This is a genomic window from Stakelama marina (assembly GCF_018122655.1).
Taxonomy (GTDB): domain Bacteria; phylum Pseudomonadota; class Alphaproteobacteria; order Sphingomonadales; family Sphingomonadaceae; genus Sphingomonas; species Sphingomonas marina.
This window is the reverse complement of record NZ_JAGRQC010000001.1, coordinates 50,424-73,553: the sequence shown is the minus strand read 5'-3', so window position 1 is coordinate 73,553 and position 23,130 is coordinate 50,424. Positions and strand designations below refer to the sequence as shown.

Genomic DNA, 23,130 nt, shown 5'->3' with positions numbered 1-23,130 from the left:
TGACGCTGAAAAAGGCAGGTTCGCCTCAGATTTCGATGTCGAGCTTCGCCAGTTCCACGCGGACGCGCAGTTCGATTTCGGACATGATGCCGGCAAGCACCGGATCGGCCGGTGTCTCGGCCTGGCGGACCCAGTCGGCGAGCTGCTCCAGCCGCTGCGGCGTCAGCTGACCCGCAACCAGTTCGGCGTGCAGCGCCTCGAGCTGGTCGAGGCCGCGTTTCCCATTTTCAGCCATCTGGCGGCGGCGCTCCTTTTCGGGGTCGATCGCGGCAAGCGTTACAAGCATCTGAAGCGAACCGAGCGGCTGGCCCGGTTGCGCGGTCGGTTGCGGCACCGGAGCAGGCGCGGCCTGTTCCTCACCGCCCGCGAACGGGTCGGTCTTCACAGCCATCGCCGCAAGAATGCGGGGGACAGGCGGTAGCGCGCCGATTTGCACGATAAACTCCTGCCGGGCGCCAATCTGCACCCTCTTCTTATCCTATAAGACAAAAATAGACCCGTTGCGCAGAAGAGAGGGAGAATATGCGCATCACCGTTCTGATAGCGGCGCTCATGGCGCTGATCGCGGTCGGCACGCAGCCGGCACAGGCCAATTCGCGCATCAAGGACATTGTCGATGTCGAGAATGTCCGGCCGAACCAGCTTGTCGGCTATGGCCTAGTTGTCGGCCTTGCCGGCACCGGCGACCGTATCCGCAACGTCCCCTTCACCGAGGAATCGATGCAGGCGATGCTCGAGCGCATGGGCGTGAGCGTACGCGACACGCAGTTGCGCACGAAGAACGTCGCCGCCGTGTCGATCACCGCCACCATGCCGGCCTTTGCCCGGTCGGGCTCGCGCATCGACGTGCAGGTATCTGCGCTGGGCGATGCAACCAGTCTGCAGGGCGGCACGCTGCTCGTATCGCCGCTGCGCGCTCTCGACGGAGAGATCTACGCAGTCGCGCAAGGGCCGGTCGCCGTCTCCGGCTTCAAGGCCCAGGGCGCCGCCGCCAATATCAGCCGCGGCGTCTCCACCTCGGCACGGATCGCGGGCGGCGCCATCGTCGAACGCGAAGTGCCCTATGCCCTGGCCTCCGCAACGACGCTCAAGCTCGCGCTCAAGAACCCCGACTTCACGACCGCGCAGCGTATCGCCAGCGCGATCAACCAGCGCTTTTCGGGCGTGGCGCGGATGCTGGACCCGGCCACCGTCGAAATCGCCCCGCGCGGCGCCTATCAGGGTTCGCTCGTCGAGTTGCTGCCGCAGATCGAGAATATTTCGGTCGCGGTCGATCAGCCTGCGCGCATTGTCGTCAACGAAGCGGCCGGTACCGTCGTGATGAGCGCCGATGTGAAGATCAGCCCCGTCGCCATCGCGCAGGGCGGCCTTACGATCAGCGTTTCGGAAAGTCCGATCGCTTCGCAACCCGCGCCGTTCGCGCGGGCCGGCCAGACCAAGGTGCTGCCGCGAACGCAGATTGCAGTCGATGACGGCAACGGCGCATCGCTCGCCATGCTCGACCAGGGCGCAACGCTCAAGACGCTCGTCGGCGGCCTGAACAGCCTGGGCGTCAGCCCGCGCGACCTCATCACCATTCTTCAGGCGCTGAAGGGTGCCGGCGCGCTTCAGGCAGATATCGAGGTACAATAATGGATCGCATCACCCCGCCGGGCGCGCTGCCGCAAGGACCGCAACTGCCCACCGCAAAGGCCGATATCGGTCGCACCGCGCAGGAATTCGAAGCCGTCTTCCTTGGCGAGATGTCCAAGCTGATGCTCGAAAGCGTCGATATGGGAGACCAGTTTTCGGGCGGGCACGGCGAAGAGATGTTTCGCGGGATGCTCGCCGAAAAACTCGGTGGAGAGATTGCCCGCCGCGGCGGCATCGGGCTCGCACCGAACGTCATGGAACAGATGATACGGATGCAGGGAGGATCGCAATGATCGAAGAGATGCTCGACACCGCGCGCTCGCTGGCCGCGCTGATGGAAGAGGAAAGCAACGAACTGACGGGTCGCGGACGCCATACCGACCATGCCGAAATCGCCGCGGCCAAAACGCGCCTCGTCGCACGGCTGGAAACCGAAGTCGCACGGCTGAACCGTGAATCGGCCGATTGGGTGACGAAGCTCGACGAAGCCGACAGCACAGCGCTCAGCGACGCGATGGCCGCGCTGCGCGATGCAGCGATCGTCAATGCGGGGGTGCTCGACCGGCAGCTCAGCCTGTCGAACGAAATGATCGACGCGGTATCGGCCGAGGCCAAGCGCCTGACGGGTAATCGCGGGCTCAGCTATCAGGCGACGGGCGCGCTGTTCGCGCGCGACGGTTCCAGCCCGATCTCGGTGAACACGCGGCTCTGATCCGCCTGGCCACCGCCAACGAAAAAGGGGTGCCGCATCCGGCTCTGGATGCGGCGCCCCTTTTATATTGTCCGCAGCGGATCAGCCGTTGCCGCGGCCGGTCGCGGTTTTCAGAAGCTGCATCTGCTTGCGATACAGATTGGTAAGCGCGGTGAAGTCGGCCTGGATCGAACCGAGCTTCATCACCTGTTCTTCCAGCGTCACATTGTTGCCGTCGGGCTTCGTTTCCGTGACGTTTTCGTCGAGCACGACGTTGCCGCCGGTGCGCTGCGTCGCGCCAAGCGCCTTCATCGCGCTGCTGATCTGTACCGTGGGCCGCGCGACATGCGGGCCACCGGCCGCGTCGACCATGCCGGCAAAGCTCGGTGCGGTAACCTCTCGCGCCTTGTATCCGGGCGTATCGCCGTTGGCGATATTCTGCGCCACGACGTGCTGCCGCTCGGACAGGTGCTTCATCGCGACGCCAATGCCGCGCATGATTGCGGGTGTGGTATCGGTCATTCGTACAATCCCCAAAAAAGTCAGAAACCGAACATTGTGCCGCCGCCCGTACTGAACGAGGCGGTCAGGCCGCTGATGCGGGTAAGTGCATCCTGATACCGGGCGATCTGCGCCTGCTGATAGGCGGACACGCTGCCCGCCCCGCCTGCGCTGCCATTGACGATCGACGCCTTGCTGCTGTCCCAATAAAGCGAACGATACGCCGTCTGGGTCATCGAAATCGCGCTCTTCACGCGTTTCAGCGCAAGCGCCGCGCCTTCCTTCGTCGACAGGTCGAGCGCATGGGTGAGATCGAGGCCATAGCTGCCGCCCGGCGTCACCTTGGGCGCGTTCACGTCATAGGCCGGCGGCGCAACCAGTTTTGCGGCGGGCAGACCGAGTTTTTCGAGCGCATCGCGTCCTTCGGAACCAGCGATCAACTCGATCGTGCTGCCGGGCTTGGCGCTGATGCTGAGCGTGCGCTGCCCATCGCTGCCGGGCGTCGTTACCGTCGCTTTCGAACCGGTTATCTTGCTCACCTTTGCCGACAGCGTCGTCAGCGTCTCGTCGGCGTCGATCGTAATGCGGCGCACCGCACCGTCGTCGACCCGGATCGAAAACTGATCTCCTGCGCGCAAGCTGGTCTGCGCGGTCAGCTTGACCGAATTCTGGTCGGTCACGACACCCCTGTGCAGGCCAAGCGCGCCGAGCACGGTCGATCCGCCCGTCGCCGCAGTAACGCGAACCGGTTCGGTACGATGCGCGGAAAGGCCGAATTGCTGGTTGCTCGCGATCGCGCCGGTCGCGGCGTCGAGACGGGTAACGAAGCCGTCCACGGCGCCGCGCCGCGTCGCGCCGAGATCGCCCGTCGTTCGCCCGCCGGCATACAGCGAGCCGTTCATAAAGGAGAGGCTGTCGATCTGGTCGTCGCCGCCCGTCCCGACATAGGAAATATCGGCGCTGGCGAGATCGGCCGAAAGACGCGCCACGAACCCGTCGCGACCGCCGGCCATGCTGTTGACCTGTCCGCCGTTCAACGCTGCAGAGGCGGCGCCGCCGACCGCGATGGTGCCGTCATCTGCAACCGCAATCGCCCGTGCATCGGCCTGTCCCAGCGCGAATTCGCCGAGATCGGTGGCAAGCGAGGCGGCATCGATCCGGCGCACCTTCGCGGTGCTGCCCTCTCGCGTCAGCGCGAGCAGTTCGCCGCCTTGCCCGATCGCCAGTGCGTTCAGCGTGTCGCCGCCCCCGCTGTCGATGCGCCGCCGCTCGCGCAGGCTGCCATCGGCATCCAGCCGTGCGATGAATGCATCGCCGCCGCCACTCGACGTCTTGCCGCCGACATAGATCGCGCCGTCGCCGCCGACCGTGACCGCTGTCGCGGTGTCGCTGCCAAGCGCGCGCACCAGCGTGGAGGACAGCTCGTCACCATTGGCGTCGAAGCGTGCGACGAGCATGTCGCCATCGGCATTGTCCCCGTCGAACATGCCGGTGACCGTGCCCGCCACGACGACCTGGCCGTCCGGCCCGATGCTGACCGCAGCGCCCTCGGCCGATCCGGTCGCACCGAGTTCGCGCTGCCACAGGACATTGCCCTCGCTATCGACCTTGGTGAGGAACAGATCCTGCGACCCGGCGACGCGATTGGCGCCGAGATCGCCCGCCGTGGTGCCGACGATATAGCTCGACCCGTCCGAAGCGGTCGCCATCGCGCGAGCGGATGTAGCCGCGAAGCGGTCGGTCGGCGCTGCCTCCACGCCCTCGATCGGCGCATATTTGGGCGCGTTGAGTTCGGCGCGCTCGGTCGCCAGCCGGTCGAGCGCGGAAATGTTCGACAAGGTACGCCGCGTCGCCGCGCCGGCAGGGTCGTCGATGCGCATCACCTGGGCCGAGGACGGCGCGTCGAGGCCGGTCAGACCGGTGGCGACCATCAGCGCATCCTTGCCGCCGATCTGGTCGATAGAGACTTCTTCCAGCCCCGGATTCTCGACCCTGAAGCCCCAGCTTCCGGTGCTCTTGTCGGGCACGAAGCGGACCAGCCAGCGCGGCACCGGATTGCCATTCGCGTCGAGATTGACGCTGCCGTCGGGATTGCGGAGCGGAACCGCCGCAATCGCACCGTTGATGGCTTCGGAAACGGAATCGAGCGTCGGCGGCTGTGGGCCGCCCGCCAGATCGACGTTGATCGTATCGCTGGCGGTGCCGCGCTTGATCGTGATCGCGAACTGTTCGGTGCCGCTGAGCGCGGCAAGCGGCGCGTCGCGCGCATCGGCGACGCCCTTGCCCAGCGTCTCGCCGATCGTCCCTGCCGCGTCGATCGCGACCGATTTGACGCTGCGGCTCGGCTGATCGAACGCGATGGCGAGCTTGTCGCCGCCTGCGCTGCCAAGAAAGTTCTGAAGGTCGGTCAGGCCTTTCGAAAACACGCCCTGCAACGTCTCGCGCACCGATGCGGTCGGCCCTGCGACCGCCGCTTCGGCCAGCGCGCGCAGACTGTCCAGCGCCTTGTAGGTCGTGAACGCGGTGGCGACATCGGGCGTCAGCTTCTGCCCGTCGCCCACCCTGGTGTCGATGATCGTCGAAAGCCGGCGGATCGCGGAAACCTGGGCGGAAAGTGTCGTATTCGGCTGCGCCTGCTTCCATGGCGGCGTGGTGGCAGGTGTGGAAAAGGCCACCTTTGCCTCTCGAACGGCGCGTGTTTCGAATGTGAGCGCGCCCGAACCGAAACTCGCGAAGCTGTTCGATCCGGTGAGCAGGCTTAGCCCTGCCAGGCTGCTGTTGAGGTTCAGGCTCACTTCTTGTCCATTCCCGCCATCAGGTCGTTCTTGATCCTATAATAGGAGGAACAGCCACGCATGCGGGCGTGCGCACGTGAATCTTTGGATCTGGGGAGATCATGAATGACGACGATGCCAGCGGTCGGCGAACCGCCCGAGCTCAAGAAATATAGCGGGCCGCAACGCGCCGCCGCGCTGATGCTTGCGCTTGGCAAGGAGCATGGCGCGCCGATCTGGGAGCAACTTTCGACCGACGAGATCAAGGAATTGTCGTCGAGCATCTCGCAGCTCGGTCGCCTCCCCGCTACCGTCGTCGAATATCTGCTCGTCCAGTTCACCGGCGAGGTTTCGAGCATGGCCTCGCTTCACGGTTCCTATGAAACGACCGAGCGGCTGCTCAACGGCATCCTCCCCGACGACAAGGTTCGCGAGATCATGGAGGATATCCGTGGTCCGTCGGGCCGCACGATGTGGGACAAGCTGTCCAATGTCAGCGAAACGGTGCTCGCTGCCTATCTGCGCAACGAATATCCGCAGACGGTCGCGGTGATCCTGTCCAAGCTCAAGCCCGAACATGCCGCGCGCGTGATCTCCGAACTGCCGGGCGATTTCGCGATCGACGTCATCCAGCGAATGCTGCGGATGGACCCGGTGCAAAAGGAAATCGTCGCCGAGATCGAGCAAACGCTGAAGAGCGAGTTCATGACCAACCTGTCGCGCGCGCAAAAGCGCGATCCGCACGAGGTCATGGCCGATGTCTTCAACGCGCTCGATCGTTCGACCGAGGAATCGATGCTGACGGCGCTCGATGCCTGCAATCCGGAATCGGCCGAGCGCATCCGCGCGCTGATGTTCACCTTCGAAGACCTTGCCAACCTGTTGCCGGCGGCGATCGCCGCGGTCGTGAAGAATGCCGACAAGCGCCAGATGGCGCTCGCGCTGAAGGGCGCGCCGGAAGAGATGAAGCAGCTCTTCATGGGCGCAATGACCGAACGTGCGGCGAAGATGCTGCGCGAGGACATGGCCGCGATGGGGCCGGTGCGCGCACGCGAATGCGAAGAAGCGCAGACCGAACTCGTCCGCCTCGCCAAGTCGCTCGCCGATCGCGGCGAGATTGTGCTGGTCGATCCGAAGGCCGACGAAGCGATGATCTATTGAGGCGATGCGGACGATGGATACCAGCTTTCAGGTAAAGCCGTTCGGCTTCGACCGTGTCTTTGCGGAGCCCGAGCGGCGGCGCGAATATCGCCGCAAGACCGACGCGAGCGATCTCGCGATCGAAGTGGAGGCGCTGCGCGCGGAGTTGAACGCGCTTCGTCAATCGCAACAGGACGAACTGGCCCGCGTGCGCACCGAGGCGTTCGAGGCCGGCCTCGACCATGCGCGCACCGAACGCGACGCAGCGATCCTGTCGTCGCTCGATGCGCTCCAGGCCTCGCTCGAAGCGGTGTCGGACCAGCGCGACGAACTGGTCGCCGAATATTCCAGCGATGCTGCCGAACTCGCACTCGTCGCCGCCGACACGCTTGCCGGCCATGCCGTGCGCCTGGAGCCGGGCCGGACGATCGACGAGGCAATCGGGCGCGTGCTGTCGCAGGTCGCGCGCGGTCAGGAAGTGCATGTCACCGTCCATCCCGACCTGCTCGACGATATCGAACGCAGGGTCGAAGCGCGTCAGGCGAACGACCGTCGGCGCTTGTTCCTCAGCGTTTCGGCCGATCCCAACGTTGCGCCCGGCGATGCGGTGCTCGTCTGGGAACGCGGCGGCGTCACGCTGGATGCGGCAGCGCGCCGTGCAGCCGTGATGACCGAGCTCGAGCCGCTGTTGAAGCGGGGCGACGGCTGACATCGTCGCTGCCGGACATTCACCCGGCAAAAATTTCCCACCGGCAGAATTTGCCGCCCTCCGCCATCCTATAATGATCCCGAGACCAGGGCCGCAGCGCCCACCACTACAGATCGGGATCAACCTTGGAAGCTCTGCGGAAAATCGTCGAACAGCTTGGCCCGCGCCGACTGCTCCTGATGGGCGGGGTCGCTCTCACGCTGCTGGTCGCGCTTGCGGCGGTCGCCATGAGCGGCGGGTCGTCGGATCGGATGGGGTATCTCTATACCGATCTCGACCCGTCGGCTGCCCAGTCGATCACCGAGAAACTGCGCGCGCAGAACGTCCCCTTCTCACTGTCCGGCGACGGCACCGCGATCCTCGCTCCCGAAGACCGGCTGCCCGAGCTGCGGATGAGCATGGCGGGCGAACAGCTGGGCGGGAAGATCGGCTATGAAGTGCTCGACGAGCAGCAGCCGTTCGGCATCTCCTCCTCGCGCGAGAAGATGAACGAAACGCGCGCGATCGAGGGTGAACTCTCCCGCTCGATTGCGACGCTTCAGAATATCGCCAATGCGCGCGTCCATATCGTCATGCCCGAACGCGCGCTGTTCGCTGCGGAAAAGCGCAAGGCAAGCGCGGCCGTCACGGTCAAGACGCGCGGCCGCCTGTCGCAGGAAAATGTCGAGGCGATCCGCTATCTTGTCGCCGCCGCGGTTCCCGAACTGTCGCCTGAATCGATCTCGATCGTCGATCAGACGGGCGCCTTGCTCGCCCGCGCGGGCGAGGTCGGCGAAATCGGCGCGAGCCAGGCCGATGAGCGCAAGGTCGCGATCGAAAGCCGGATCCGCCATCAGGTCGAATCGCTGCTCGAACCGATTGTCGGCGTCGGCAAGGTCCGCGCCGAAGTCGCCGCCGATATCGACCGCGACCAGACGCGCGAGGAAGCGCAGGTCTATGACCCCGACAATCAGGTCATCGCGCGCCAGGTAACGGTGGAATCGGGCGACCAGAGCCGCGAGAACCAGGCCGGTGCGCAAGGTGCGACCGTCGCGGCCCAGTTGCCCGAGGGCCAGGGCCAGATCGACGGCAATGGCGGCGATACCCGCGAAAGCGCGCGCAACGAGAATTCCGAGGACACGACCTATCAGAACAGCAGCCGGCATACGGTCACCGTTCGCACGCCGGGTCAGATCAAGCGGCTGACAGTCGCGGTGATGGTCGATGGCGGCGACAAGGACCTGCCCGCCGAACAGACCCAGCGGCTGACGCGGCTCGTCGAAAACGCCGTCGGTTACGACGCGGATCGCGGCGACAGCGTGATCGTCGAAAGCATGGCCTTCGCCCAACCCGGCGAGATCGCCGATGCCGAAGGCGGCCTGCTGTCGAACCTTCCGGTCGATCAGCTCTTCGGTATCGGCAAGCTGCTTCTGATCGCCGCCGTCGGCCTGATCGTGCTGCGCATGCTGAAACCCAAGGCAGCGCCCGCCGATGCCGCCGGACTGATCGCCGGGCCGGACGGCCAGCCGATCACGCTTACGCCGCAGTCCGGTGAAGCCGGCGAAGCGGGTGAAGGCGGCGGTCAGGCAGCGATCGAAGGACCGCAGCTCGACGATGAAATCGCGCTCGCTCAGGTCGAAGGAAACATCAAGGCATCGGCGCTGAAGAAGATCGGTGAAGCGATCACCGGAAGCCCGGCCGAATCCGCCTCGGTGATCCGCCAGTGGATGAATGCATAATGGAGACGCCAGTGAACATGGATGTGGATAGCGGCGACATCACCCCGCCCCTGCCGACCGAAGCGGTCGATGCCGGTCCGGAACCAATGCCCTTTGAAGACCTGCCGACGATCGAAGAAGCGCCCGCTGCGCCGGCCGGCCTCGAAGCCGTGTACGACGTGCCGGTCAAGGTTCAGGCAGTGCTCGGCCGCGCCCGGATGTCGGTTGCCGAACTGATGCAGATGCGGCCCGGCCATGTCGTCGAACTCGACCGCAAGGTCGGCGAGCCGGTCGACATCTTCGTCAACAACCGCCTGATTGCTCGCGGCGAAGTCGTGATGATCGACAATGCGCTGGGCGTCACGCTCACCGAAATCGTGCGCCAGGAAGATTGATGTCCGGTTCGCTTTCCACCCCGGTGCGGATGCTGCTGGTCGGCGCGCCGCGCACCACCTTCCGCCAGGCCGCCGAAATGGCGCGCGAAACGGGTGCCCAGGTGTGCATGGCCGATGACGCGGCCGCAGCGCTCGAACAGCTTCGCCGCGCCGGTGGCGATCTGGTGATGATCGACGTCGCGCTCGACGTGGCCGGCTTCATCGCCCGGCTCGGTGTCGAGCGGATGAGCGTGCCCGTGATCGCCTGCGGCATCGACGCCCCCGCCGACCGTGCGGTGGCGGCGGTGCGCGCCGGCGCCCGCGACTATCTGCCGCTGCCGCCGCAACGCGATCTGATCGCCGCGGCGATCATGTCGGTCGCGCACCGGCCGCTGCGGATGATCGCCAAGACCGATGCAATGACGCGCGCGGCGCGCTTCGGGTTGTCGATGGCGGCCTCCGCCGCGCCGATCCTGATCCGCGGCGAGCCCGGCACCGGCAAGGAAGTGATGGCGCGCGCGATTCACGCAGCCTCCACCCGGACCGGGCATTTCATCAGCGTCGAATGCCAGGGTGTCGCTCACGAAATCCTTTCTTCCGAACTGTTCGGTCACGAAGCCGGCGCCTTTGCCGGCGCGGTCGCCCCGCGTGTCGGTCGTCTGGAGGAAGCGGCGAACGGCACCGTCTTCCTGCGCGGGATCGAATCGCTGTCGCCGACGCTCCAGGCCGATCTGCTCGGCGCGCTGCAACAGCGCGAAGTCCGCCGGCTGGGCGCCGCAAGACCGTCCGTTCTGACCGCAAGACTGATCGCAAGCACTTCGCGCGATTTGAAGGAACAGGTGGCCCATGGCGGTTTTCGCGCCGACCTTCTTGCCCGGTTGAGCCTTGCCGAGGTCAACCTGCCGCCGCTGCGCGAACGCGGCGAAGACATCGCAGCGCTTGCCCACCACTTCGCCGAGCATCTCGCTGCGGCCAACGACATGCCCCGCCGCGGTTTCGACGATGAGGCACTCGCGATCCTCGCGCGCTATCGTTGGCCCGGCAATGTCCGCGAACTGGAAGAAACGGTTCACCGGGCGATGCTGATCTCGCGCAGCGACACGATCGGCGCCGATGCCCTTGTCCATGCCGACGGTTCGCGGCTCGCCGAACATGCGCCTGCCGAAACGGCGAGCGACGAAATCACGGTCGAGGGCCTTGTCGGACACACCGTCGCCGATGTCGAACGCGAACTGATCCTGCAAACGCTGGAGCGCTGCCAGGGCAACCGCACCTCTGCTTCGTCGATCCTCGGCATTTCGGTGCGCACGATGCGCAACAAGCTGAAGAGCTTCGTCGAAGCCGGCATCCCCGTCGCCCCTTCGCACTGACGCTGACCGGAACACCCCATCATGCCGCAGCAGATCACCGACCTTCTCCAGCGCATCGGCGCCAATCGCGACCTCGCGCTCGCCATCGGCGTGATCGGTATCATCGCGATGCTGATCCTCCCGATGCCCGGCTGGATGCTCGATTTCGGCCTCGCGCTCTCGATCACCCTTTCGGTGATGATCCTGATGACCGCGCTGTTCATCGAAAAGCCGCTCCAGCTTTCGGCCTTCCCGACGATCCTCCTGATCGCGACGATGCTGCGGCTCGGCCTGAACCTTGCCTCCACCCGCCTGATCCTGGGCCACGGTCACGAAGGTCCGCACGCCGCGGGCGGCGTCATCGCCGCGTTCGGCCAGTTTCTGATGGGCGGCGAGACCGTGATCGGTCTGACGATCTTCATCATCCTCGTCGTCATCAACTTCGTCGTCATCACCAAAGGCGCCGGACGCATCGCCGAAGTCGCCGCGCGGTTCAGCCTCGACGCGATGCCCGGCAAGCAGATGGCGATCGACGCCGATCTGGGCGCCGGCATGATAAGCGAGGAACAGGCACGCTCGCGCCGGCAGGAGCTGGAAGCCGAAAGCGGCTTTTTCGGCGCGATGGACGGTGCGTCGAAGTTCGTGAAGGGCGATGCCATCGCTGGCTTGCTGATTACCGGCATCAACGTGCTGATCGGCCTCGTCATCGGCGTCGCGATCCACGGCGTGGCATTTGGCGAAGCGTTCAAGACCTATACGCTGCTGACCGTCGGCGACGGCCTTGTCAGCCAGATTCCGGCGCTGATCGTATCGACCGCGGCGGGTCTGCTCGTGTCGAAGGGCGGCATGGCCGGCAAGACCGGCACGGCGCTGAGCGAACAGCTTGGCCGCTATCCCAAGGCGTTCGGCATGGTTGCGGTGTTGCTCGGCGCACTGGCGCTGATGCCCGGCCTGCCCTTCCTGCCCTTTGCGACGCTCGCCGGTGCGTGCGGCTATGGAGCATGGGCGCTCAGCCGCAAGGCAGAGGCCGAGGCGGCGCGCGCCAAGGCAGAGAAGGCGGAAGCGGAAGCGGCCGCCGTCGAAACCGAAGAACCGATCGCCAACACGCTGGCGATCGACGCAGTGCGCGTCGAAATCGGATATGGCCTGCTGCCGATCATCAACGGATCGAACACCGAACCGCGGCTTGACGATCAGGTCCGCGCGCTGCGCCGCCAGATGGCGACCGATTTCGGCTTCGTGCTGCCCGCCGTCCGCATCCTCGACAATATGGCGCTGGGCGCGAACGAGTACCGCGTCTTCATTCGCGAGACCGAGGCGGCAGCGGGCGAGATTCGCATCGACCGGCTGATGGTCATCAATCCCGGCGGCGGCGATATCGGCCTGCCGGGCGAGGCGACGCGCGAACCCGTGTTCGGCCTGCCCGCGATGTGGATCGACCGCGAACTGCGCGACGAGGCCGGGCTGCGCAATCTGACCGTCGTCGATTGCGGAACGATCATCACCACGCACCTGACCGAGCTGGTGAAGGACAATATCGCCGACCTGCTCTCCTATACCGAGACGCAGAAGCTGCTGAGCGACGTTCACAAGGATACCGAAAAGCTCGTCGCCGATCTGGTACCTGCGAAGATCAGCATCTCGGGCGTGCAGCGCATCCTTCAGAACCTGCTATCCGAAGGCGTGTCGATCCGCGACATGGCGACGATCCTCGAAGGCATCGCCGAAGCGGCGCCGCTGACCCAGAATCTGACGCAGATGACCGAGCATGTCCGCGCACGGCTTGCCCGCCAGATCAGCGCCCAGCAGAGCCGCGACGGCGCGATCCCGATCCTGACGCTGTCGGCGCACTGGGACCAGGAGTTCGCCGAAAGCATCATCGGCGATGGCGACGAGCGGCATCTCGCCATGGCGCCATCGAGCCTCCAGAACTTCATCGGTCAGGTGCGCGAGCTGTACGACCGGCTTGCCGGAGAGGGTGAAATCCCGTGCATCCTCGTCAATCCGATGATCCGCCCGTTCGTCCGCTCGATCATCGAGCGCGTGCGCCCGGCGACCGTCGTCCTGTCGCAGAACGAGATCCACCCGCGCACGCGGATTCGCTCGCTCGGCAGCATCGGCAATCAAACTGCGCTCGAAGCCGCCTGATGACCGCGCAGGCTTCTATAATGCTCCACAGGCGCCCCCCGGGTGAAAGGACCGCATGACCTATTTCCTCTCGCTCGTCACCGGCAGCAACTTCTCCCCAAGGTTGTCCGGGGGCGCCACCCCATTCAATGGCAGCGGCGGCGGCAATGCCTTTGCGAGCCTTCTCGGCGCGGCGCCCATGGGCGCCCCGGCAGAGGGTGCGCCACCGGCCGGCTCCGGCCTGCCGACCGCACCCGGCATGAACGCGTTGCTCGCCACTGACGCCGGAACCGGCGCGGCGCAGGCTCAACCCGGTATCGCCACCGCGCCGACCGCAGCCGATGGCAAGCTGGGCACGGTGGCCGATCCTGCGGCGACGGAGCAAATGCCCCCGGCGGACGATGCCAAGGGCAAGACGGTGACCCAATCGACGCCGGGCAATAAACCCGACGGCGAGATGCAGGCCATTACGCCAAAGCCGGTAGCGGACGCATCTCCGCAGCTCGACAAGACTGCAACTGAGACCGAAGGCGAACCTGAAGAGGCCGTCATCGACGCTCAGCCTGCCATGGATTCGGCGCCCGAGCCGAAGGACAAGGAGCATCTGACGGCCAAGGACGTGCGGCCCGTGAACGATATCGTGGCATCGCTGCCGCCGTCGGCCGCCGCACCGGTCGAAGCCGCGAAGCTTCACCCCTCGCAAGACGCGGCGCAAGAAACTTCCGAACCCGATGACGATGCGTCGCTGCCGGCGGTCGCGCGCAAGGACAAGGAAACCCTGCGTTCGGGCGCCGCACAGCTTGGCGGTCGCGCCACCCCTGCCCCGGCTCAGCCGGCAGCAGACGGCACGGCGAACGACTTTGCCCGCCACATCGCAAACGATGGTGGCGACGGTGCTTCATCGCTGGCGGCGGCAACCGGTTCTGGCGCGGATCACAACACCCCCAAGGCGGCGGACACCATTCGCATGCCATCGCACACAGCCCCGTCCGAAGCGGTTGTGTCGGCTCGCGCCGGACAGATCGGCAAGGACCTCGCGGTCGAAATCGCGAAGCACAGCAAGGACGGTCGCGACAGCCTGACGATCCGTCTCGATCCGGCCGAACTCGGTCGCATCCATGTCCGCATGCATTTCGACGATCAGGGCAGCCTGCGCGCGCATGTCAGCGCCGAAAGCAACGCCGCGCTCGATATGCTGCGCCGCGACAGCCAGGACCTTGCGCGCGCGCTGGGCGATGCCGGTGTGCGCACCGACGGGCAATCATTCCGCTTCGACGGGCGTGGACAGGATGGCAGCCAGCACGGCCAGCGCCACACGCACACGCCGCAGCACCCCGACACCCTCGCCCATACCGGTGAACCGATGCCGGAAGAACCCGCCTATCGACGAGTCCGCGCCAGTGGCGGCGTCGATCTCTTCGCCTGAGGATTACAGACCATGACCAGCATTTCCGCCGCGACCACGGCGCAGAACGTAGCCGCATCGCCAGCCGCGACCAGCAGCCTCACCGCCGATTTCAACATGTTCCTGAACCTGTTGACGACGCAGATGCAGAACCAGGACCCGCTCGATCCGATGGATACGTCGGAATATACGCAGCAGCTGGTGCAATATTCGCAGGTCGAACAGTCGATCCAGCAGACGTCGACGCTCAAGGACATCCTCTCCAGCCTGTCGACGCAGGACATGGCGCAGGCGGCGAATTTCCTCGGCAGACAGGCTGAATTCGACACGCCCGTCGCGGGCCTGTCGGCGGACACGCCGGCGCAGTGGCGCTGGCAGGCCGACCGTTCGGTTCAGTCCGTCACCGCCACGATCAGCGACGCCAGCGGCCGCGTCGTCGAAACGCGCACGCTTACACCCGGCAAGGACGGCGAGTTCGTTTGGGACGGCTCGCTCGCCAATGGCGGCAAGGTCGCGCCGGGCAGCTACTCGCTGGAGCTGCAAGGTCTCGACTCGAACGGAACCAGCGTCCCTGTCACGGTTCATAGCGTAGGCACGGTGGGCGAGGTCGCGACCGTCGATGGCGCGGTTCAGCTCGGCGTCAACGGCGCCACGCTTCCAGCCTCGGCGATGGTCCGGATGGTGTCGCAGAACGGCTAAAAATCAAGCGCATGGCCGCCTGAGGCGGGTACGGCGCGCTATAATGAAAGAAGGACATGGCTGCTTCCTCCCTTGTATCGCGACATGCCATGTTCGGACTTCCGGGGTTCCTGCGTGCCCCTTTCGCAGGATAAGGCCCCTTCGTGTTCGCTCCCTGTCGAGGGGGCGCCCCCGGAAGTCCTCTCTTCGCAGAGAGCGGTGCAACAACAACTGTTCCCCCAAACAGCGTCGCCGTGCCCGGTCTCTGATCGGCTTGTCTGATTTTCAGGCGGCGAGCGTGGCGGCCTCTGCCTGCACATCGCCCTGCGGCACGACCTCTTCGATTGAGAAATCGCGCACCTCGCAGCCAGCCGGCGGGACGGGCCCGACGACGACCGCCAGGCAATCGGCCAGCGACGGATCCTCCTGCGGGCCGATCACATCGATCACGTCGTCCATGTCGAGATCGCCGCTCTGCATCAGCTTGTCGGCCGCCACGGCCCACAGCGCGCCCACGTCGGCAAGCGACAGACGCATGCTCACCGAAAATTCGCGGATGGAGCTGGCGCCGGCAGTCGACGAGAACTGATTGGCAAAGACGTGTGCGCTCAACGCATGACCCTTATGTGCGACCGTTAAGAGGCGCGCATTGTCGCGGATATCATGCGTTCGACCAATCCCGGTGAAACACGCTACGGGTTTTTGCGGAGGTTTGCGCATCAATGTACGCGCGCCGCGCGGCGACGTTCCAGCTCGCGCGCATGGGCGCAGACAAGGCATAGCTCGGCATAGACCCGGTCCCATAAGGGGGCCGGAATATGGAAGGGCCTGGGCTGATGAAGCTGGTCGATGATCACGGCGGAGGCGGGTTCGTTTTCAAGCTGGAACCGCGTCGGAAAGGCACCGCCGATTTCTTCCTCGGGCATCTCGCCCGGCACCGCCAGTCGCGCCGACATGATGTATCCGAGCAGGATGTCCGCGCCGTAAGCATCGAGCATCACCTTGCCCGCGCGCGGCGAATCGGGTCGGTCGATCACGACCAGCGCACCTCCGGGATGCGGTTCCACGCTGACCCGCACAACCGCCCCGAATGCGTCGGCGATCTCCCGAACTCTGGGAAACAAACCGTTTACTCCCTCTCTGCCTGGATTCATTATAGACGCTGACGCCCGAAAGCGCAGGCTTTGCCGCCGCTTCATTTTCACTCCGCACCCAAAAAAATGGGGGCCGGACATGCGTCCGACCCCCGAAATGCCCGCCCATCAACGCGGGAGAGCAAGATACACCACTTAGCGGAACAGCGAGGTGATCGTCTGCGGCGCCTGGTTGGCGATCGACAGCGCCTGGACGCCGAGCTGCTGCTTGACCTGCAGGGCCTGCAGCTTCGCCGACTCCTTGGCGAGGTCGGCATCGACGAGGTTGCCGATACCGCTTTCGATCACGTCGGACAGCTTGCTGTTGAATTCAAGCTGACCCTCGATCTTGCGCGAAGCCGAACCCAGCGTGCTGAGCGTGCTCGTCACCGTGGCGGTCACGGTGTCGATTTCGGTAAGCGCAGTGTCCGCATCGGCCTTGGTGCCAAGACCGGTGCCAAGGGCGGTGGTGACGTTGGTGTCGAACGCCTGGTTCGCAACGCTCAGCGTGCTCGTGGTATCGAGCGACTGCAGCGCCGAGACCTTGCCGGTCGAGGTCGCGTCATCCTTCAGCAGGTTCGTGCCGTTGAACTCCGAAGAGGCGATGATCGTGGTGATCTGCTCCTTCAGAGCCGTATAGTCGGCATTGATCGCCGTGCGGCTGTCAGCGTCCAGGCCGTCGTCCGACGCCTGGATGGCCTTGGCCTTCATCTGGTTGAGGATGTCGGAGATCTGCTCCGTACCCGCAACCGCCACGTCGACGGTGCTCTTCGCCCGGTTGAGCGACGAGTTGACCGCCCCGAGACCACCCACGTCACCGCGGAGGGTCTGCGCAATCGTGAACGATGCCGAATCGTCCTTGGTCGAGGCGACGTTCAAGCCGGTGTTGATGCGGCTCTGAACCTGGGAGAGACCCTTGTTGGTCGCATTCAGGCTCTGCAGAGCCGCCATCGCACCGACGTTGGTGTTGACTGAGAACGCCATTTTCAAATTTCCTTCTGGGAAAAAGAGCCGCCTTCTGCGGCCCGGGTCAGTGACGCTGACCCCCGACGCACCGCACAGATCGCGGCCCGCCCTTCATTCTGGAAAGAAATCGCAAGGCGCCCCAAACCGATCGCTTCTTTTTTTATGGTTACCAGAAACTTACCGCAGCCATGCTGCGCACAACGAAACAGCGCGCCGGGCACTGCCCGACGCGCTGCCGACGGAGAACCGGATAACCGAACTTAGAACGGAAACAGCGCTTCGTAGATCTGCTGGCCCCAGCGCGCCTGCTGAACGTCGGTAAGCTGGCCGCGGCCGCCATAGCTGATCCGTGCCTCGGCGATCTGGCTGTGCGCGATCGTGTTGTCACGCCCGATATCCTGCGGCCGGACGACGCCGGAGACGATCAGTTCACGCAGCTCGAAATTGACGCGCATTTCCTGGCGACCCTTGATGACCAGATTGCCGTTGGGCAGCACGTCGGTGACGATTGCCGCCATCGTCATGTTGATCGTCTCGCTGCGGCTCGTCGTACCCTGCCCGCCCGATTTGGACGAGGAGGACGCATCGACCGCCTTCGCCGGATCGCCGGGAAGAACCTTTTGTAGGCCGAGCAGCGACGCGATCCCCACATTTTCCGATCCGTTGCGCGACCGCGATGTGGAATTGCCCACTTCTGCCTTGTCGGCGATGTTGATCTTGATGGTCAGGATATCGCCGACGCGCGAGGCGCGCTGATCGTGGAAAAGCGCGCCAGCTCCGGCGCGGAACAGCGATGCGCTGGGTTCGGGGCGTTCGACGCCGGCCACGGGCTGGCCGCGGCGCTTCGCCGTCGATTCCATCGCCAGCGACGGTTCATAGGCGGGCGCGGCAACGGGTTCGACCGGCGTCATCGCCGGCGCCTTGCCGATCCGGCCGAGCTGATCGAACGACGCACATCCCGACAGCATCGCGCCCAGCGCGATCGATGAGATAATCTTCTTCATTTTCCTGAACTCCCCAAGGAAAAGCTTAGCGAGCGGCGATACGGACCGCGCCCGAGCCCTCGACGACGGCGTCGAGTGTGTGATTGGTTGCTTCGCTGAACACGCGAACCGGCTCGCCCAACGCCGCGTCGCCCAGCGCGCGGCCATTTGCGGTGATCGCCAGCGAACCGCTGCGAATGCTGATCGTGACCGGCTCCCCGCGCCGGACGAGCCGCGGCTCGATCAGGTCGCCGCTGCGCACCGGCATGCCGGCGCGCAATATCCGGCGTGCCTCCATTCCGGCGGCATCCTGCGCGGAAAGCACGCTGCGCGCGCGCGCCACCGGAATCTCTTCGCTGACGAAGTCGCTGGCCGTAAGCACGTCGCCGCGCTGCACCGTATGCGTAAGCACGTCGGCGGCGGCGGTCGCCGGAGCGGTCTGCGCTGCGGCGGGCACCGCGCAAAGCAGCGTCGCCGCGCCGAACAGCGGACAAAGGTTTCGCACCGCCGTCATCGCAGCTGGCTCGTCGTGCCGAGCATTTCATCGGCGGTTTTGACGACGCGGCTGTTCATCTCATACGCGCGCTGCGCGGTAATGAGCGCGGTGATTTCGGCCACCGGATTGACGTTCGAGGCCTCGACAAAGCCTTGTGCGACGCTGCCGAAACCGGGTTCGCCCGGCGCCGCGATCGTCGGTTCTCCCGACGCTGCCGTGGCGAGGAACAGATTGTCGCCCTTGGCCTCCAGCCCAGCTTCGTTGACGAAGGTGGCAAGCTCGATCTGACCGACCGTCTGCATCTGCGCCTGGCCCGCCAGCTTCACCTGCACTTCGCCGGTCTTCGAAATCGCGACATCGACCGCGCCTTGCGGAACGGTGATGCCGGGTTCGACCCGCAAGCCCTGCGAGGTGACGAGTTCGCCCTGATCCGAAAGCTGGAACGACCCGTCGCGGGTATAGGCGATCTCGCCAGAAGGCAGCTGGACCTGGAAATAGCCGAGCCCCTGAATGGCGAGGTCATAGCGGTTGTCGGTCTGCGTCAGCGCGCCCTGTTCGGCGATGCGATAGACGCCGCCAGTGCGCACGCCCGCGCCGATCTGGATGCCCGACGGCACGCGGGCCTCGGGTCCGTTGGACGCGGCGCCGGGGCGCGAGACCTGCTGATAGAGCAGATCCTGAAATTGTGCGCGCTGCCGTTTGAACCCCGTGGTGTTCATATTGGCGATATTGTTCGAGATGACATCGACATTGGTCTGCTGCGCGAGCATGCCCGTGCCGGCGATCGAAAGAGAACGCATGGGTTTTGCCTTTCAGTGAAATCGGGTGGATCAGCTCACCCGGCCAAGCCGGTCGAGCGCGCGCTTGCGCATGTCGTTCAGACTTTCCGACATGCGAACGCTGTTCTGGTACGAACGGAGGATCTCGATCATCGAGGTGGTCTCGAGGATCGGCTGGACGTTCGATCCCTCGACGCCGCCGCTGCGCAATTTCGTTTCCTCGGCGGGAAGCACGCGGCCTTGCGCACCGGCATAAAGGCCGTCTCCGCGCGGGGCGAGGTTCGTCTCGTCGTCGAATACCGTGACCGCCAAGCGGCCGAGCGGGCCGTCGGTCCCCATCACGGTACCGTCCCCGGCGATCGAGATGCGTCCGGCCTGTTCGGGCGGAACGTTGATCGGCTGTCCCGCCTCGTCGAGCAGGCGCTGGCCGCCGGCGGTCGCGAGATCGCCGCTTTCGAGCACCTTTACGAATCCCGCGCGCGTATAGGCGGTACCGGCGCCGTCGGGCAGTTCGACACCCAGATAGCCCGGCCCCTCGATCATCACATCGAGCGGATTGCCCGTCGGCTGGAACGCGCCAGGCGCCATGTCGTGGATCGCCCGGTAGTCGAGCACGAATGACGTGTCCTTCGCGTCGTCGACCAGCGCCTTGTCGGCCTTTTCGACATATTCGTGAAAAACCGGCTGTTCGCGCTTGAATCCGACGGTCGAAACATTGGCCATATTATTGGCCACGATGTCGAGCCGCCGCTTCAATGCCTGTTCCTGGCTGAGCAGCACGTAAGACGAAATATCCATCTGCCGTCCGTTTCAAAAAATCGGCTTCGAAAATCGTCACTCGGCAAAAATTGCCGGGTCACCATCCTATAATAGGAAGAAAACACCCCGCCGCGGCGGACCCGACGATTTTTACGAAGGAAGGCAAGGCGCCCGTGACGACCGAGACCGACGAAACGAACACGCCGGCAGAAGCGGCCAAGCAACCACGCTTTTCGAAGAAGAAAAAGATCATCGCCGCGGCAGGTGCGGTGGTGCTGCTCGGCGGCGGCACCGGCGGCGCGATGATGTTCATGGGCGGTGACAAGGCGGCAGCCGAAAGCGACCATGGCAGCGCCGATGAGGGCGGCCATGGCGAAGCCGAGAGCGGCGGACACGGGGAAGGCGGCGAAGCCAGCTTCGTCGACGTGCCGCCGATGGTCGTCAACCTGCGCACCAGCGACGGCCAGGCACGCTTTCTGAAACTTCACTTTCTGATCGTGCCGTCAAATGCAGACAAGAAGGCGGAGATCGAGGAAAAGATGCCGCTTATCATCGACCGCTATCAGCCGTTTCTGCGCGAATTGCGGCCCGAGGATCTGGCCGGCTCTGCCGCAGTCTATCGCATCAAGGAAGAACTGATCCTGCGCGCGGGCGAAATTGTCGGCACCGGCGGGGTCAGCGATGTTCTCATTCAGGATCTGATTCAGCAATGACCGGCGACGATTTCGAGGAAATCGCCCTCCCCGAACCGCCCGCGGCGGATGTCGGCGGAGAGGTGACGTTCGACCAGGCGGGTATCGACGCGCTGTTCGGCGATGCGAACGAACCGCTGCCCGAAAAGAGCGGCCTGCGCGCAGTGATCGAATCGCGCGTCGTCAGCCACGAACGGCTGCCGATGCTCGAGGTCGTGTGCGAGCGCATGGTGCGGTCGTTCGCGACCAGCATGCGCAATCTGACGTCCGACGCGATCGAGGTTTCGCTCGACGAGATCGTGCCCGTGCGGTTCGGCGATTTCATGAGCCGTGTCTCGCTGCCCGCGATGATTGCGGTGTTCAAGGTGCCGACCTGGCAGGACTATGGCCTCGTCACGGTGGAATCGAACCTGATCTATGCCGTTGTCGACGCCCTGCTCGGCGGCAAGCGCGGCAGCGCGCCGCAGAAGATCGAGGGGCGCGCCTTCACGACGATCGAAACGTCGCTGGTCTCACGCATGATCGAGCTGGCGCTGCGCGAGTTCAGCGCCGCGTTCGAGCCGATCGCCCCCGTCACGATGGAGCTGGAGCGGATCGAGACCAGCCCGCGCTTCGCGGCGATCGCAGGTCCCACCAACATCGCGTCGGCGGCGACCTTTGCCGTCGATATGGACGGCCGCGGCGGACGCTTCACCATCCTTTTGCCTTCGGCCACGCTCGAACCGGTGCGCGGCAAGCTGACCCAGCGTTTCATGGGCGAAAAGCTGGGCGGCGATACGACGTGGAAGGATCATATGGAGGCCGAGATCCGCCAGACCGAGATCGAGATTTCGACGCTGCTCGGCGAACGCGAACTGCGACTGGCCGATGTCCGCGCGCTTGAAGTCGGTCAGACGCTCGCGTTCGATGTCGCCCCCGACAACCCTGTCGAGGTGCAGTGCGGCGGCGTTCCGCTGGCCCGCGCCCAGATCGGCCGGCGCCGAAATCATATCGCAATCAGCATGGTCACCGAAATCGGACAGGAACAGGCACGATGAGCTTCACGACCTTCACCAACATCATCACCATCATCTTCTGCCTCGCCGTGCTGGTGCAGAGCGTGCGCATGATGCGCAGCCTGAAGGAAGTCCGCGAAGGACAGCTTGATCGCACGGTGACCGCACTCGACACGGCAACCGCGCAGGCGCGAACGGTGCTGTCCAACCTGAAGAACACGCTGTCGACCGACGGCGCGGCGAATGCGCGCGCACTGGCTGATGCGAAAGAAATCCGCGAAGAGCTGAGCATGATGATCGGCATCGCCAACGCCATGGCGGAACGGCTCGTCGAAGCGGCGGCGGCCCCTGCACCCGCCGCAGCGCAGCCCAAGGCAATGACCGCGAAAAAGGACGATGCCGCAAAGGCCGAGCCCGCTACCGCCGCAAAGCGCAAGCGCGCACCCGTAAAACGCACCCCGGCGAAGCGCCCCGCGACATCGGCCAGGACGCGTAAGACCGCGCCCAAGGCCAGCGAGGCTGCAAAGCGGGGCGAGACTGTCGCAAAGGCCAAGAAGCCAGCCACGCGCAAGACCACATCGACGCGCGCAACCGCCAAGGGCGAGCCGCACCTGAAGGTCGTGGCGTCGATCGAGGAGGCAGCGTGATGCTGTATCGCCCTTCTTTGTTGATGCTGACCGCCGGCGCCGCGGCCATTTCGATGGTCGCGCACGGCGTCAGCGCCTCGCCCAACGCTGCTGAGGAGAAATCTGCCAAAGCGGCTGAGCAGACCCGGCTCGGTTCGGCGATCGAAACCGATCTTGCAGAGCGCGACAAGGCCGAGAACAAACGCGCCCGGGCGCTCGACCTGCGCGAACAGGTGCTGAAGGCCTCGCAGAAGCGGATCGATGCCCGCCTGAAGGAAAAGCAGGCAGCGCAGGCGACGGGCAAGGACGACAAGGCCAAGGCGGCGGAGGCCGAACAGGACGCCACCGTCGATCAGCTTGCGCGCATCTATCAGTCGATGAAGGCCAAAAAGGCCGCGATCGTGTTCGAAAAGCTCGACCTGGACGTGCAGCTTGCGGTCGCCCGCAAGATGCGCGAGCGTTCGACGGCGCAGCTCTTGGCGGCAATGAGCCCTGCAGGCGCTGCCCGGCTCAGCATGGCGCTGGCCGGCCGCAAGCCCGAACCGGTCAAAGTCGCCGTTTCGCAGCCGAGCAAGGCAACGCCGCCCGCGAAGGCGGAAGCCGGGAAAACAGGAAAGTAATTTG

Annotated in this window: 25 protein-coding genes; 15 read left to right on the top strand and 10 right to left on the bottom strand. The window is 65.1% G+C overall.

Going from position 1 to position 23,130, the window contains the following annotated elements:
• Positions 1-25: 25 nt before the first annotated feature.
• Positions 26-391, bottom strand: a complete 366-nt coding sequence (locus J7S20_RS00320) for a flagellar assembly protein FliX (protein ID WP_284052238.1) — start codon at positions 389-391, stop codon at positions 26-28.
• A gap of 131 nt (positions 392-522) precedes the next feature.
• Here J7S20_RS00320 and J7S20_RS00315 point away from each other — a divergent pair, with 131 nt between their 5' ends.
• The 3 genes from J7S20_RS00315 to J7S20_RS00305 are packed head-to-tail and all read left to right on the top strand — an operon-like array spanning position 523 to position 2,344.
• Positions 523-1,632: a flagellar basal body P-ring protein FlgI gene (locus J7S20_RS00315; RefSeq protein ID WP_430980886.1), complete on the top strand. Its 1,110-nt coding sequence runs from the start codon at positions 523-525 to the stop codon at positions 1,630-1,632.
• On the top strand, positions 1,632-1,925 hold the full coding sequence (locus tag J7S20_RS00310) for a rod-binding protein (RefSeq protein WP_284052237.1): 294 nt from the start codon (positions 1,632-1,634) through the stop codon (positions 1,923-1,925). The genes J7S20_RS00315 and J7S20_RS00310 overlap by 1 nt, the downstream gene beginning before the upstream one ends.
• The gene (locus tag J7S20_RS00305) at positions 1,922-2,344 is read left to right on the top strand and encodes a hypothetical protein (protein ID WP_284052236.1); all 423 of its coding nucleotides are present in this window, start codon (positions 1,922-1,924) and stop codon (positions 2,342-2,344) included. The genes J7S20_RS00310 and J7S20_RS00305 overlap by 4 nt, the downstream gene beginning before the upstream one ends.
• An 81-nt stretch (positions 2,345-2,425) precedes the next feature.
• Here J7S20_RS00305 and J7S20_RS00300 read toward each other — a convergent pair whose 3' ends face one another.
• Together J7S20_RS00300 and J7S20_RS00295 are read right to left on the bottom strand one after the other, a co-directional pair.
• Entirely contained in the window at positions 2,426-2,845 is a 420-nt protein-coding gene (locus tag J7S20_RS00300) for a flagellar basal body protein (RefSeq protein WP_284052235.1), read from the bottom strand.
• A gap of 20 nt (positions 2,846-2,865) precedes the next feature.
• On the bottom strand, positions 2,866-5,619 hold the full coding sequence (locus tag J7S20_RS00295) for an NHL repeat-containing protein (protein ID WP_284052234.1): 2,754 nt from the start codon (positions 5,617-5,619) through the stop codon (positions 2,866-2,868).
• Between the two features lie 105 nt (positions 5,620-5,724).
• Here J7S20_RS00295 and J7S20_RS00290 point away from each other — a divergent pair, with 105 nt between their 5' ends.
• The 8 genes from J7S20_RS00290 to J7S20_RS00255 all read left to right on the top strand — a co-directional run bounded on the left by J7S20_RS00290 (position 5,725) and on the right by J7S20_RS00255 (position 15,098).
• The gene (locus tag J7S20_RS00290; RefSeq protein WP_284052233.1) at positions 5,725-6,759 is read left to right on the top strand and encodes a flagellar motor switch protein FliG; all 1,035 of its coding nucleotides are present in this window, start codon (positions 5,725-5,727) and stop codon (positions 6,757-6,759) included.
• A gap of 13 nt (positions 6,760-6,772) precedes the next feature.
• Entirely contained in the window at positions 6,773-7,447 is a 675-nt protein-coding gene (locus J7S20_RS00285; protein ID WP_284052232.1) for a FliH/SctL family protein, read from the top strand.
• Between the two features lie 179 nt (positions 7,448-7,626).
• Entirely contained in the window at positions 7,627-9,165 is a 1,539-nt protein-coding gene (gene fliF, locus J7S20_RS00280; RefSeq protein WP_284053365.1) for a flagellar basal-body MS-ring/collar protein FliF, read from the top strand.
• A 17-nt stretch (positions 9,166-9,182) separates the two neighbouring features.
• Positions 9,183-9,539, top strand: a complete 357-nt coding sequence (gene fliN / locus J7S20_RS00275) for a flagellar motor switch protein FliN (RefSeq protein ID WP_430980909.1) — start codon at positions 9,183-9,185, stop codon at positions 9,537-9,539.
• On the top strand, positions 9,539-10,888 hold the full coding sequence (locus tag J7S20_RS00270) for a sigma-54-dependent transcriptional regulator (RefSeq protein WP_284052231.1): 1,350 nt from the start codon (positions 9,539-9,541) through the stop codon (positions 10,886-10,888). The genes fliN and J7S20_RS00270 overlap by 1 nt, the downstream gene beginning before the upstream one ends.
• 21 nt (positions 10,889-10,909) lie before the next feature.
• Positions 10,910-13,015: a flagellar biosynthesis protein FlhA gene (gene flhA / locus J7S20_RS00265; protein WP_284052230.1), complete on the top strand. Its 2,106-nt coding sequence runs from the start codon at positions 10,910-10,912 to the stop codon at positions 13,013-13,015.
• Positions 13,016-13,070: 55 nt separating this feature from the next.
• Positions 13,071-14,420, top strand: a complete 1,350-nt coding sequence (locus J7S20_RS00260) for a flagellar hook-length control protein FliK (RefSeq protein WP_284052229.1) — start codon at positions 13,071-13,073, stop codon at positions 14,418-14,420.
• Between the two features lie 12 nt (positions 14,421-14,432).
• A complete protein-coding gene (locus tag J7S20_RS00255) occupies positions 14,433-15,098 on the top strand; it encodes a flagellar hook assembly protein FlgD (RefSeq protein WP_284052228.1) in 666 nt (221 codons plus the stop codon).
• Positions 15,099-15,362: 264 nt separating this feature from the next.
• Here J7S20_RS00255 and J7S20_RS00250 read toward each other — a convergent pair whose 3' ends face one another.
• The 7 genes from J7S20_RS00250 to J7S20_RS00220 form a co-directional block, all read right to left on the bottom strand.
• Positions 15,363-15,689, bottom strand: coding sequence for a hypothetical protein (locus J7S20_RS00250; protein ID WP_284052227.1), 327 nt, complete (start codon positions 15,687-15,689; stop codon positions 15,363-15,365).
• A gap of 107 nt (positions 15,690-15,796) precedes the next feature.
• Entirely contained in the window at positions 15,797-16,144 is a 348-nt protein-coding gene (locus J7S20_RS00245; RefSeq protein ID WP_284052226.1) for a hypothetical protein, read from the bottom strand.
• A gap of 222 nt (positions 16,145-16,366) precedes the next feature.
• Positions 16,367-17,194 (bottom strand): flagellin, encoded by an 828-nt coding sequence (locus tag J7S20_RS00240; RefSeq protein WP_284052225.1) that lies wholly within the window; start codon positions 17,192-17,194, stop codon positions 16,367-16,369.
• 242 nt (positions 17,195-17,436) lie between these two features.
• Entirely contained in the window at positions 17,437-18,180 is a 744-nt protein-coding gene (gene flgH / locus J7S20_RS00235) for a flagellar basal body L-ring protein FlgH (RefSeq protein WP_284052224.1), read from the bottom strand.
• Between the two features lie 25 nt (positions 18,181-18,205).
• Positions 18,206-18,673 (bottom strand): flagellar basal body P-ring formation chaperone FlgA, encoded by a 468-nt coding sequence (gene flgA / locus J7S20_RS00230; protein WP_284052223.1) that lies wholly within the window; start codon positions 18,671-18,673, stop codon positions 18,206-18,208.
• Positions 18,670-19,455 carry a flagellar basal-body rod protein FlgG gene (gene flgG, locus J7S20_RS00225; protein ID WP_284052222.1) on the bottom strand — a complete coding sequence of 262 codons (786 nt, stop codon included), beginning with the start codon at positions 19,453-19,455 and terminating at the stop codon, positions 18,670-18,672. Before flgG ends, flgA begins: the two co-directional genes overlap by 4 nt.
• Positions 19,456-19,485: 30 nt before the next feature.
• Positions 19,486-20,232: a flagellar hook basal-body protein gene (locus J7S20_RS00220; protein ID WP_284052221.1), complete on the bottom strand. Its 747-nt coding sequence runs from the start codon at positions 20,230-20,232 to the stop codon at positions 19,486-19,488.
• Positions 20,233-20,366: 134 nt separating this feature from the next.
• On the opposite strand from J7S20_RS00220, the gene J7S20_RS00215 reads away from it, so the two are divergent.
• The 4 genes from J7S20_RS00215 to J7S20_RS00200 are packed head-to-tail and all read left to right on the top strand — an operon-like array spanning position 20,367 to position 23,126.
• Positions 20,367-20,906 carry a flagellar basal body-associated FliL family protein gene (locus J7S20_RS00215; protein WP_284052220.1) on the top strand — a complete coding sequence of 180 codons (540 nt, stop codon included), beginning with the start codon at positions 20,367-20,369 and terminating at the stop codon, positions 20,904-20,906.
• Complete coding sequence (fliM, locus tag J7S20_RS00210) at positions 20,903-21,922, top strand: flagellar motor switch protein FliM (protein WP_284052219.1); 1,020 nt, start codon at positions 20,903-20,905, stop codon at positions 21,920-21,922. The genes J7S20_RS00215 and fliM overlap by 4 nt, the downstream gene beginning before the upstream one ends.
• Complete coding sequence (locus J7S20_RS00205; protein WP_284052218.1) at positions 21,919-22,527, top strand: DUF6468 domain-containing protein; 609 nt, start codon at positions 21,919-21,921, stop codon at positions 22,525-22,527. The genes fliM and J7S20_RS00205 overlap by 4 nt, the downstream gene beginning before the upstream one ends.
• A complete protein-coding gene (locus J7S20_RS00200) occupies positions 22,527-23,126 on the top strand; it encodes a MotE family protein (protein WP_284052217.1) in 600 nt (199 codons plus the stop codon). The genes J7S20_RS00205 and J7S20_RS00200 overlap by 1 nt, the downstream gene beginning before the upstream one ends.
• Positions 23,127-23,130 lie beyond the last annotated feature (4 nt).

What these genes read in the sequence shown, in the direction of transcription:
- J7S20_RS00240 (WP_284052225.1), bottom strand. Translation starts at nt 17,194, where the DNA reads ATGGCGTTCTCAGTCAACACCAACGTCGGTGCGATGGCGGCTCTGCAG.
- flhA (WP_284052230.1), top strand. Translation starts at nt 10,910, where the DNA reads ATGCCGCAGCAGATCACCGACCTTCTCCAGCGCATCGGCGCCAATCGC.
- J7S20_RS00200 (WP_284052217.1), top strand. Translation starts at nt 22,527, where the DNA reads ATGCTGTATCGCCCTTCTTTGTTGATGCTGACCGCCGGCGCCGCGGCC.
- J7S20_RS00270 (WP_284052231.1), top strand. Translation starts at nt 9,539, where the DNA reads ATGTCCGGTTCGCTTTCCACCCCGGTGCGGATGCTGCTGGTCGGCGCG.
- flgA (WP_284052223.1), bottom strand. Translation starts at nt 18,673, where the DNA reads ATGACGGCGGTGCGAAACCTTTGTCCGCTGTTCGGCGCGGCGACGCTG.
- J7S20_RS00315 (WP_430980886.1), top strand. Translation starts at nt 523, where the DNA reads ATGCGCATCACCGTTCTGATAGCGGCGCTCATGGCGCTGATCGCGGTC.
- J7S20_RS00255 (WP_284052228.1), top strand. Translation starts at nt 14,433, where the DNA reads ATGACCAGCATTTCCGCCGCGACCACGGCGCAGAACGTAGCCGCATCG.
- J7S20_RS00290 (WP_284052233.1), top strand. Translation starts at nt 5,725, where the DNA reads ATGACGACGATGCCAGCGGTCGGCGAACCGCCCGAGCTCAAGAAATAT.
- fliN (WP_430980909.1), top strand. Translation starts at nt 9,183, where the DNA reads ATGGATGTGGATAGCGGCGACATCACCCCGCCCCTGCCGACCGAAGCG.
- J7S20_RS00205 (WP_284052218.1), top strand. Translation starts at nt 21,919, where the DNA reads ATGAGCTTCACGACCTTCACCAACATCATCACCATCATCTTCTGCCTC.
- J7S20_RS00260 (WP_284052229.1), top strand. Translation starts at nt 13,071, where the DNA reads ATGACCTATTTCCTCTCGCTCGTCACCGGCAGCAACTTCTCCCCAAGG.
- J7S20_RS00220 (WP_284052221.1), bottom strand. Translation starts at nt 20,232, where the DNA reads ATGGATATTTCGTCTTACGTGCTGCTCAGCCAGGAACAGGCATTGAAG.
- flgH (WP_284052224.1), bottom strand. Translation starts at nt 18,180, where the DNA reads ATGAAGAAGATTATCTCATCGATCGCGCTGGGCGCGATGCTGTCGGGA.
- flgG (WP_284052222.1), bottom strand. Translation starts at nt 19,455, where the DNA reads ATGCGTTCTCTTTCGATCGCCGGCACGGGCATGCTCGCGCAGCAGACC.
- fliF (WP_284053365.1), top strand. Translation starts at nt 7,627, where the DNA reads ATGGGCGGGGTCGCTCTCACGCTGCTGGTCGCGCTTGCGGCGGTCGCC.
- J7S20_RS00300 (WP_284052235.1), bottom strand. Translation starts at nt 2,845, where the DNA reads ATGACCGATACCACACCCGCAATCATGCGCGGCATTGGCGTCGCGATG.
- J7S20_RS00310 (WP_284052237.1), top strand. Translation starts at nt 1,632, where the DNA reads ATGGATCGCATCACCCCGCCGGGCGCGCTGCCGCAAGGACCGCAACTG.
- J7S20_RS00285 (WP_284052232.1), top strand. Translation starts at nt 6,773, where the DNA reads ATGGATACCAGCTTTCAGGTAAAGCCGTTCGGCTTCGACCGTGTCTTT.
- J7S20_RS00305 (WP_284052236.1), top strand. Translation starts at nt 1,922, where the DNA reads ATGATCGAAGAGATGCTCGACACCGCGCGCTCGCTGGCCGCGCTGATG.
- J7S20_RS00320 (WP_284052238.1), bottom strand. Translation starts at nt 391, where the DNA reads ATGGCTGTGAAGACCGACCCGTTCGCGGGCGGTGAGGAACAGGCCGCG.
- fliM (WP_284052219.1), top strand. Translation starts at nt 20,903, where the DNA reads ATGACCGGCGACGATTTCGAGGAAATCGCCCTCCCCGAACCGCCCGCG.